The organism is Sandarakinorhabdus sp. (genome assembly GCF_032115815.1).
Taxonomy (GTDB): Bacteria; Pseudomonadota; Alphaproteobacteria; order Sphingomonadales; family Sphingomonadaceae; genus Sandarakinorhabdus.
The window spans coordinates 1-9640 of sequence record NZ_JAUMBI010000229.1 but is presented as its reverse complement, the minus strand read 5'-3'; the positions used below and the strand labels follow the sequence as shown (position 1 = coordinate 9640).

General features: G+C 65.1%; 12 protein-coding genes. 4 read left to right on the top strand and 8 right to left on the bottom strand.

What is annotated here, in order from left to right:
• Positions 1-593: 593 nt before the first annotated feature.
• Together RT662_RS13265 and hisS are read right to left on the bottom strand one after the other, a co-directional pair.
• Positions 594-851 (bottom strand): hypothetical protein, encoded by a 258-nt coding sequence (locus RT662_RS13265; protein WP_313671174.1) that lies wholly within the window; start codon positions 849-851, stop codon positions 594-596.
• The gene (hisS, locus tag RT662_RS13260; RefSeq protein ID WP_313671173.1) at positions 848-2116 is read right to left on the bottom strand and encodes a histidine--tRNA ligase; all 1269 of its coding nucleotides are present in this window, start codon (positions 2114-2116) and stop codon (positions 848-850) included. The genes RT662_RS13265 and hisS overlap by 4 nt, the downstream gene beginning before the upstream one ends.
• A gap of 82 nt (positions 2117-2198) precedes the next feature.
• On the opposite strand from hisS, the gene RT662_RS13255 reads away from it, so the two are divergent.
• The gene (locus RT662_RS13255; protein WP_313671172.1) at positions 2199-4112 is read left to right on the top strand and encodes a M61 family metallopeptidase; all 1914 of its coding nucleotides are present in this window, start codon (positions 2199-2201) and stop codon (positions 4110-4112) included.
• A 4-nt stretch (positions 4113-4116) separates the two neighbouring features.
• On the opposite strand, the gene RT662_RS13250 is transcribed toward RT662_RS13255, so the two are convergent.
• On the bottom strand, positions 4117-4443 hold the full coding sequence (locus tag RT662_RS13250; protein WP_022678872.1) for a DMT family transporter: 327 nt from the start codon (positions 4441-4443) through the stop codon (positions 4117-4119).
• A 90-nt stretch (positions 4444-4533) separates the two neighbouring features.
• Here RT662_RS13250 and ppa point away from each other — a divergent pair, with 90 nt between their 5' ends.
• The gene (ppa, locus tag RT662_RS13245; RefSeq protein WP_313671171.1) at positions 4534-5118 is read left to right on the top strand and encodes an inorganic diphosphatase; all 585 of its coding nucleotides are present in this window, start codon (positions 4534-4536) and stop codon (positions 5116-5118) included.
• A gap of 74 nt (positions 5119-5192) precedes the next feature.
• On the opposite strand, the gene RT662_RS13240 is transcribed toward ppa, so the two are convergent.
• Genes RT662_RS13240 through ispG form a run of 4 tightly spaced genes read right to left on the bottom strand, consistent with a single transcriptional unit; the run spans position 5193 to position 7306 of the window.
• Positions 5193-5663 (bottom strand): GNAT family N-acetyltransferase, encoded by a 471-nt coding sequence (locus RT662_RS13240; RefSeq protein WP_313671170.1) that lies wholly within the window; start codon positions 5661-5663, stop codon positions 5193-5195.
• Positions 5664-5684: 21 nt separating this feature from the next.
• Positions 5685-5852 (bottom strand): hypothetical protein, encoded by a 168-nt coding sequence (locus RT662_RS13235; protein ID WP_313671169.1) that lies wholly within the window; start codon positions 5850-5852, stop codon positions 5685-5687.
• Positions 5849-6178 carry a hypothetical protein gene (locus tag RT662_RS13230; RefSeq protein ID WP_313671168.1) on the bottom strand — a complete coding sequence of 110 codons (330 nt, stop codon included), beginning with the start codon at positions 6176-6178 and terminating at the stop codon, positions 5849-5851. Before RT662_RS13230 ends, RT662_RS13235 begins: the two co-directional genes overlap by 4 nt.
• A 3-nt stretch (positions 6179-6181) precedes the next feature.
• Positions 6182-7306 carry a flavodoxin-dependent (E)-4-hydroxy-3-methylbut-2-enyl-diphosphate synthase gene (gene ispG, locus RT662_RS13225; protein ID WP_313671167.1) on the bottom strand — a complete coding sequence of 375 codons (1125 nt, stop codon included), beginning with the start codon at positions 7304-7306 and terminating at the stop codon, positions 6182-6184.
• 99 nt (positions 7307-7405) lie between these two features.
• On the opposite strand from ispG, the gene RT662_RS13220 reads away from it, so the two are divergent.
• Both RT662_RS13220 and RT662_RS13215 read left to right on the top strand, forming a co-directional pair.
• Positions 7406-8218 (top strand): NUDIX hydrolase, encoded by an 813-nt coding sequence (locus tag RT662_RS13220; RefSeq protein ID WP_313671166.1) that lies wholly within the window; start codon positions 7406-7408, stop codon positions 8216-8218.
• Between the two features lie 76 nt (positions 8219-8294).
• Positions 8295-8561 (top strand): hypothetical protein, encoded by a 267-nt coding sequence (locus RT662_RS13215; RefSeq protein ID WP_313671165.1) that lies wholly within the window; start codon positions 8295-8297, stop codon positions 8559-8561.
• A gap of 49 nt (positions 8562-8610) precedes the next feature.
• On the opposite strand, the gene RT662_RS13210 is transcribed toward RT662_RS13215, so the two are convergent.
• Positions 8611-9640 (bottom strand): carboxyl transferase domain-containing protein (locus tag RT662_RS13210; protein ID WP_313671164.1); only part of this gene is annotated, 1030 nt, incomplete at its 5' end.

The following is a 9640-nucleotide window of genomic DNA, read 5'->3' as shown; positions in this document are numbered from 1 at the left end:
TACTCATACCTCGACATTTGAATGGCGATCAAGCAACTTCTCTTCCGAAAATTTATCAGCTTGATTTGTTTGTCGCACTTCGTTGGTGCATGGCCACGGATCCAAGCGACTAGCACTCATTAGCGCCCCAATAAGCCCTGCAGAGCATTGTTTTCATGCAGTGTTAGCCAGAGAGCTGACCTCGCCAAAAAAACAAACGTAGGTCTTGCTGCACTCGATACAGCGATGCTTGTTGCAAACCTTCGCGCCCATGCACTTCGAGCAGTCGTTGTCGACCGTGCAGTCGGTCGCGCACGCCGAGGCGCACTTGCCGTCCTTGCAGATGTCGGTCGTCTGACACGCGGAGGTGTCGTTCTCGGTGCAGCCGACGCACTGACCACCGTCACAAATCCGGTGGGCGGGATCGCACGTGGCGCAGTTCCCGCTGTTCGCGCAGGTGATCTGGGGCGTGCCCTCGTTGTCGGTCGGACACTCGAGCCCGATGGGGACGCAGTCGCCATAGCTCGAGCACTCCTGCCCCTCGGGGCAGCCGGTGCCGTCGGAGCCGCACGCCACGCACCGACCCGACTCTTCGCCTGCCTCGATGCGGCAGTTCACGCGACCCTCGGCGCAGCTCGCGCAATGCTCCTGAGCGCTGCAGTTGTGCAGAATGCAAACGCCGTCGGTGCCGGTCGAAGTGCTGCCTCCGCCCGTGTTGCTGCCTGCGCCGCTTCCACCAGCGGCGTCAGCTCGGCATAATCCTTGGATAGCGCCACGAACTGTTCGGGCGGCAGCGCCGGATTGCCCATGTCGTGCGCCAGGGCGGCATGGCGGCGCTCGATCTGGGCAATGCGCTCGGCAGGAAGGCTCATCCCTTCAGGCCGCCCCCGGAAAGGCGGGCCATGATGGCGGCCAGCGCCTCACCTGTCGCCACCGGCACCTGTTCCCCGCTGCCCAGATCGCGCAGGGTGACGATACCAGCCGCCACTTCATCGGCCCCGATCAATACGGCCAGGCGCGCGCCCGATTTGCCGGCGCGTTCCATTTTCTTCTTCAGGTTCCCGCGCCAACCCTGTTCGGCGGCGATGCCGGCACGGCGCAGGCCGCTCAGCAGCGCAAGCGCGCCACTTTCCGCCTCCGGGCCGACAGCGACCACGGCGACTTGCACGCGTGGCAAGACCGGTTCCGCAACCAGCATCGCCAGCCGCTCAATCCCCGCGGCCCAGCCCACGGCCGGTGTTTCCGGTCCGCCCATATGGCCAATCAGGCCGTCATAACGCCCGCCGCCCAGCACGGTGCCCTGTGCGCCCAGGCTCTGGGTGATGAATTCGAACACGCTGTGGCGATAGTAATCCAGCCCGCGCACCAACCGTGCATTTCTTTCCCAAGCGATGTCGCTGGCTTGTAGACCGGCCTGCAACCGCTCGAAAAACGCGCCGGCCTCGACGGTGAAATAATCGTCGATCTGCGGCGCATTCGATACCAGGGCAGCGTCGCCAGCATCCTTGCTGTCGAGGATGCGCAGCGGGTTGGCCTCCAGCCGGCGCTGGCTGTCTTCTGAAAGGTCGCCGCGATGCGCAGCGAAATAGGCGGCCACGGCTGCGCTCCACGCGGCGCGGGTCTCGGGATCGCCCATGCTGTTCAGCGTCACCACCACATCATCGGCCACGCCCAGTTCTTCCAGCAGATGCTGGCCAAGCGCGATCACTTCCACATCCGCAGCTGGCTCGCCCGCACCCAATATCTCGGCATCGAGTTGGTGGAACTGGCGGAAACGGCCCTTCTGCGGGCGTTCATAACGGAACAGCGGCCCCCATGTGGCCAGCTTCAGCGGTGCAAGTTGCTGCCAGCCATTTTCGATATAAGCGCGCGCGATGCCGGCGGTGAATTCCGGGCGCAGGCACATGGCATCGCCGCCACGATCCTGGAATTCATACATTTCCTTGGATACGACATCGGTCGTCTCGCCCAGCGAACGCGCGAACACGGCAGTCGCTTCGAACACCGGCACTTCCACCCGGCCGAACCCGTGCAGCTTGCGCACGCGGTTGAACGTTTCGATCACATGATCGAAGCGGGCGGCGGCCTCGCCGATCATGTCCTGCGTACCGCGGGGTTTCTGGGGTGCCTTGCTCATGGGCGCGGGCATAAGCGACGGCGACGTTGAGTGCAACGGCCACCCCCTTCCCCACCGTCACGCGTTTCGCTAACCAGCGACCATGCGCACACTCCTCCTCCTCGCTTCCGCCCTCATCGCTGCTCCGGCCCTTGCCCAGCGGTCCATGCCGCAACCGCTGCCGATCGTGGACGCCATTCCGGCCGCTCGGGATACCCCTTTCCCCGGCACGCTGCGCCTGCATGTGGATACCAGCGATACGCAGCACGGCGTGTTCAAGGTGGAGGAGACCATCCCGGTGCCCCCGGAATTCGCCGGCAAGAAGATGGCGCTGCTGTTCCCGAAATGGCTGCCCGGCAAGCATGCGCCGCGCGGCGAGATCGAGAAATTGGCCGGGCTCGAAATCCGCGCCAACGGCCAGGTGCTGTCGTGGAAGCGTGATCCGATCGACGTGTTCGCCTTCTGGGTGGACGTGCCGGCCGGCGCCACCGCGCTCGATGTGCGCTTCCAGTTCCTCTCTGCCACCGATGGCCCGCAGGGCCGCATCGTGGTGACGCAGGACATGATGAACTTGCAGCCCAATAGCGTCTCGCTCTACCCGGCGGGCTGGTTCACGCGCCAGATCCCGGTGTCGCTCTCCGTCACCTGGCCGCAGGGCTGGCAGGCGGCTTCGGCCATGCGGGAAGCCAGCCGCGATGGCAGCCGCGTTTCCTACCAGACGGTGGATTATGAGACATTGGTGGACAGCCCGTTCTTTGCCGGCCGCAATTTCGCCAAGTGGGATCTTGGCCAGAATGTCACGCTCAACGTGGTCGCCGATGATGCGCGCTTCCTGAAGGCGAATGACGAACAGATCGGCAAGCACAAGGCGCTGGTTTCCCAGGCGGTGAAGCTGTTCGGCACCCGCCAGTTCGATCATTATGATCTGCTGCTGTCGCTCACCGAGAAGATGGGCGGCATCGGGCTGGAGCATCACCGCAGTTCTGAAAACGGCGTCGACACCGGCTATTTCACCGATTGGGATCGTGGGCCGGGCCGGCGCAACCTGCTGCCGCACGAATTCACCCACAGCTGGAACGGCAAGCATCGCCGCGGTGCCGATCTGGTCACGCCGGATTTCCGCACGCCGATGCGCAATTCAATGCTGTGGGTGTATGAAGGCCAGACGCAATTCTGGGGCTATGTGCTGCAGGCGCGGTCCGGGCTGGTGAAGGTGGAAGACACACTCGATCAGCTCGCCACCATCGCCGCCACGCTGGACAACCGCCCGGCGCGCAGCTGGCGCAGCCTGGATGATACCACCAACGATCCGATCATCACGCCGCGCGCGCCCAAGGGCTGGCTCAGCTTCCAGCGCTCGGAAGATTATTACACCGAAGGCCTGCTAATCTGGCTGGAAGCCGATGCCATCATCCGGCGCGAGAGCAACGGCACCCGCAGCCTGGATGATTTCGCCCGCCGCTTCTTCGGCACCGGCGAAGGCGATTGGGGGGTGAAGCCCTATGATTTCGCCGCGCTGGTCGCCGAACTGAACGCCGTGCAGCGCTATGATTGGGCCGGGCATCTGCAGCGCCGGCTGACCGAGAAGGGCGACGGCGCGCCATTGAAGGGCCTGGAACTGGCGGGCTGGAAGCTGGTGTACACCGACAAACCCAGTGCCGCCTTCACCGATGCCAACCGGCGCCAAGTCAATCTGCTGTTTTCCGGCGGCCTGTTTCTCGGCACGGCGGGCAAGGTGGAACAGGTGCTGTGGAACAGCGCCGCCTATGCGGCTGGCTTGGCCGTGGGCGATGTGCTGCTGGCCGTGAACGAACTGCCGTTCAGCGACGATGCGTTGCGTGCGGCAGTGACGGCGGCAAAAGGCGGCAGCGCCCCGATCCGGCTGGTGGTGAAAACCGATGACCGCGTGCGCACCGTGGATTGGGCGTGGACGGGCGGGCTGCGCTATCCGCGGCTGGAACGCATCGGCGCGGTGAAGCAGACTCCGCTGGAGATGCTGCTGGCAGCGAAGAAATAACGACTCATCCCAACGCCTTCAGCCCCACGATGCAGCCGATCAGCCCGGCGATCAGCAGGCCGCGCACGATCGACATGGGTTCGGCATAGAAGGCGACGCCGATGATGGCCGTGGCCGCCGCGCCGATTCCGGCCCACACCGCATAGGCGGTGCCCATCGGAATCTGTCGCCCGGCCAATGCCAGCAGGCCCATGGAGGCGGTGACCGACAGCAGGAAGGCGATCAGCGCGCCGATGTTGCGGCCGCCATCGATATGGCGCAGCGCCGTGGTGAAGCCCGCTTCGCACAAGCCGCCTGCCAGCAGTGCCACCCAGGGCCCGATCATCGCCATTTCCGTTCCTTCCGCGTCAATTGGACCGTGGACAAGAGTGTCGCAGCCCCGTAACCCGCGCCCGACAATAACATAGGAGAAACCGGTCCCATGCGTATCGACGCGATTCCGATTGGCGTTGCCCCGCCGCACGATGTCAATGTTGTGATCGAATGCCCGTTGGGCGGCGAACCGGTGAAGTACGAGCTGGATAAGGCTTCCGGCGCGTTGTTCGTCGATCGCATATTGCACACCCCGATGCGTTATCCGTGCAATTACGGCTTTGTGCCCCACACGCTGGCCGATGATGGCGATCCCATCGACGCGCTCATCGTGGCGCGCACGCCGTTCATGCCCGGCTCCATCGCCCGCGTGCGCCCGGTGGGTGTGCTGATGATGGAAGATGATGGCGGCGGCGATGCCAAGCTGATCTGCGTTTCGGTCAACAAGGTCTATCCTTATTATGACGACGTGCAGGAATATACCGATCTGCCCAAGATCGTGCTCGATCAGATCGAGCATTTCTTCAGCCACTACAAGGATCTGGAGCCCGGCAAATGGGTTAAGTGCCAGGGCTTTGAAGGCAAGGCCACGGCCGAGCGCCTGATCCTGGAATCGATCGAGCGCTACAATGCCGAGAAGGAAGGCCGCCTGATGGTGGAGCACAAGCAGCATCCGGGCGCGCCCAGAGGCTGATTTGGGCTGCCAAGCCTCGGCGCTGCGTACAAGAAAGGGCGGTCCGTTTGGGCCGCCCTTTTCTGTTCGTGGTGCTACCCTGCCGCCAGCGCCGTGAGCGCTTCGCCTTCCACCCGCATCACCGTCCATTCGTCCATCAATTTCGCGCCAATCGCCTTGTAGAAGCCGATGGCCGGCGTGTTCCAATCAAGCACGCTCCATTCGAAGCGGGCATAGCCGCGCGCCACGGCCAGGCCGGCCAGATGCACGAGCAGCGCCTTGCCCAGCCCGGAACCGCGAGCGGCGGGCATCACGAACAGATCTTCCAGATAGAGACCGGGCTTGCCGGTCCAGGTCGAGAAATTGGTGAAGAAGAGCGCCATGCCCACCGCTTGCCCGTCCAGCTCGGCCAGCACGCATTCCGCCACCGGCCGCTCGCCGAACAGGGCGCGGGCCAGATCGTCGTGTGTGGCCTTCACCGCGTCCGGCTCTTTTTCATAAATCGCCAGTTCGACGATCAGGCGGTGGATGGCGGGGATATCGACAGGGGTTGCGGCGCGGATCATGAATGCCGCATTGGCGGGAGATCAAGCGCGATGCAAGCGCCGCAGCCACAAGGCCAGACCAGCCAGGCTCCACGCCGCCAGCAATGCCAGCAGGGCGAGTTGCCAGCGTTCGTCGATCAGCCAGACCAATGCCGCCATCTTGGCCAGGCCCACGCCCAGCCACAGTCCGCCGCTGGCGATACGGATCACAGCATCCGCCCCATCGCCTTGAACATCCACATCACGCTGAAAAAGGCGAGGCTCACCGACGGCACCGCGAACAGCCAGTAACGCGCGCCCCGGTCCACACGGTCCGGCATCCATAATCGCTTCAGCAGCCAGGCCAGCGCGGCCGGGCCGGTGAGTCCGGCGATCCAGGTGATGCGGTCGCCGTCAAAGCCGAGGCCCAACGCTTCGAGCAGAACAACCAGAGCGCCCAGGCCGAAACACCAGAGCGCCACGGCATAGCCATAGGCCACCGCCTGCTGGCGCACGGGTTCTTCCACCCGGCGCGGCCGGGGCGGTCCGCCATGCATGGCTTAAGCCGCTGCCGCTGCTGCAGCGGCGTTAATCGCGTCGATCTCGGCGGCCTTGGCTTCCACCAGCTTCACGATGTGCTCCAGCATCTGCTCGCTGTCGATCACGTGATCAGAAATGCCGGAAAGGAACACGGCGTGCCGGCCGTTGCCGCCGCCGGTCAGGCCGATATCGGTTTCGCGCGCTTCGCCGGGGCCATTGACCACGCAGCCCAGCACCGAAAGCGACAGCGGCGTAGTGATGTGGGCAAGCCGGGTTTCCAGCGCCTCCACGGTGCGCACGACGTCAAAGCCCTGGCGGGCGCAGGACGGGCACGACACGATGCGCACGCCGCGGGCGCGAATGCCGAGCGATTTCAGGATGTGATAGCCCACCTTCACTTCCTCCACCGGATCGGCGGAGAGCGAGACGCGGATGGTGTCACCCACACCGGCCCACAGCAGCATGCCCATGCCGATGGAGGACTTTACCGTGCCACCAATGAGCCCGCCGGCTTCGGTGATGCCCAGATGCAGCGGATAATCGCAGACTTCGGCAAGGCCGTTATAGGCCGCAACCGCCAGAAACACGTCGCTGGCCTTCACGCTGATCTTGAATTCGTGGAAATCCTCGTCCTGCAGATATTTCATATGCTCCAGCGCGCTTTCCACCAGCGCTTCCGGGCAGGGCTCGCCATATTTTTCGAGCAGATGCTTTTCCAGGGACCCGGCGTTGACGCCGATGCGGATGGCGCAGCCGTTGGCCTTGGCGGCGTTCACCACTTCGCGGATGCGTTCACGGCTGCCGATGTTGCCGGGATTGATGCGCAGGCAGGCAGCGCCGGCATCGGCGGCTTCCAGCGCGCGCTTGTAGTGGAAATGGATGTCCGCCACGATCGGCACCTTGGCGGCGCGGGTGATCTGGCGGAAGGCGGCGGTGGCTTCCTTGGTCGGGCAACTCACCCGGATGATGTCGGCGCCCACATCCTCGCAGGCGCGGATCTGGTCGATCGTCGCGCCGGCGTCTTCGGTGGGGGTGTTGGTCATCGTCTGCACGGCGATCGGGGCGTCGCCGCCCACAGGCACCTTGCCCACCATGATCTGCCGGCTCTTGCGGCGGGTGATATCGCGCCAGGGACGCACGCTCATGCCAATCGGCTCCTTCGTTCAACCGCCCTGCCCGGCGCGAATTCCCCTGCCCGATAGCACAGGGATGCAGCCATGCAAGACGCGGCTTATCATCGCCGCATGACTGACTCCACCAAACCCGTCTCCATCCAGGCTGCCACCGTGATTCTGGCCCGGGAAGGGCCGGGCGGTGTACCGGAATATCTGCTGGTGCAGCGCGGCGAACAACTCGCCTTTGCTGGTGGTGCTCTGGTGTTTCCCGGCGGCCGTGTTGATGCCGCCGATATCCACATCGCCCGCAACGAACTGCTGGCCATGGGCTTTGACGGCCTTGAAGATCTCGATGCCGCCGCCCGCATCACCTGCGCCCGCGAAGCGCTGGAAGAAACCGGCGTGCTGCTCACCGAAGGCCCGCACCCCGACGAAGCCGCGCTGGCCCATGCCCGTTCCCTGCTCGCCGCCGGGCCGGATGAGGCGGAGGCCGTGGGCTTTGCCGGCATGCTGGGCGCCATGGGTCACAAGGTGGATGCCGCCCGCTTCATCCCCTTCGCCCGTTGGGAGCCGCCATCGGCCGCTGCCATCGTCCGCCGGTTCGATACGCGCTTCTATCTGGCCGATGCCGGCCGCTCCGCCAGTGCCGTGATCAGCCCCGATGGCTTCGAAGCGCAAGCGCTGCGCTGGACAACGGCGGCCCAGGCCATCGCCGATTATGACGCCGGCACCGCCGCCATGGTGTTCCCCACCTGGTGCAACATGCACCGTCTGGCGCAATATCAAACGCTGGCCCATTTGTTCGAACGCATCAGCGCCCTGCCCGCCCCCTATGTGCAGCCGGCGTTCGAAAACATCGATGGCGAACCCTGGCTCACCATCCCCGAAGGCATTGATTATCCCGTCACCCGCGACCGCGTGAACAATCTGCGCCGCGAATAGCCGGGGGCCAGGAACGGGGGATTGCGCCCGTCTCAGCCGTTGATAGGGTGCCCGCTCTTATTCGGAGACTGATCTGATGCGCCTGTTCCTCGCTCTCGCCTTGCTCGCCGCCACCCCCGCCTTGGCGCAAGACACCCCGCCTTCCACGCCGCGCGAACGCCTGATGGCCGCCGATGCCAACAAGGATGGCAAGTGGAGCAAGGAAGAATGGCTCGCCGCCGGCCGCCGCGAGATGGGTTTCGCCATGATCGATGCCGACAAGGACGGGTTCGTCACCCAGCCTGAACTGATGGAAGGCATGAAGCGCATGCAGGCGATGGGGATGACGCCGCCACCGCAGTGAGTTCGCTTTAACCGTCACCCCGGCGAAAGCCGGGGTGACGGCGTTGGTCCTACGGCCGCAGCCCTCGCCCCTTCGCCCCGGCCTTCAACCCCCGCTGCGCCATGTTGGCAAAGCGGCACAACTCTGCCCGCGTGGCTCTCGGATCGATGATCGCTTCCACGCCGAACTTCTCCGCCGTGCGGAACGGGGATCGCACCTGTTCCAGCCGCGCCTTGATCTCGGCCAGCTTCGCCGCCGGGTCTTCAGCGGCCTCCAGATCGGCGCGGTAGGCCGCCTCCAGCCCGCCGGCGATCGGCAGCGAACCCCAATCGCCGGACGGCCACGCCATGCGCCAACGGAATCGGTCCGCCGGCGCGTGGCCGCTGCCCGCCATGCCATAGGCCTTGCGCATCACCACGCACGCCCAGGGTACGGATGATTGATATATGGCGGCTAAGGCCCTGGAACCCCAACGAATTGTCCCCTCTTCCTCCGCCCGGCGCCCGATCAGGAAGCCGGGGTTATCAACCATCTGGATGATCGGCAGATGGAAGGTATCGGCCAGATCAACCATGCGTTCGACCTTGCGTGCGGTCGCCGCTGTCCACAGCCCTCCCAGCGCTTCCGGGTTCGACGCAATGATGGCGACCGGCCAGCCATCCAGCCGGGCCAGCCCTGTCACGACCCCCGTGCCCCACTCCCGTCCGATCTCGAACCAGCTGCCCTTGTCCACCACGGCTTCCACGATCGGCCGCACCGGATAGAGCCGGCGCGGATCACGCGGCACCGCATCGATCAGCCACTCCTCGGCGCGGGTTGACGGATCACGGCAGGCGGCTCGCGCCGGCAGCTCCTCCACGGAGGACGGCAGGTAAGACAGGAACCAGCGCGTGCGGGCATAGGCTTCCGCCTCGCTCGCCACCCGATCATCCACCGCGCCATTGGCCGCATGGATGGCAGCACCGCCCAGTTCTTCCTTGGTGCGATGCTCACCCGCAGCGGCAACCACCGGCGGCCCGGCGACGAACATCTGCGCCAGGCCATCCACCAGCAGCGAATAATGTGCCATCACCATCCGCCCGGCACCCAGCCCGGCCACC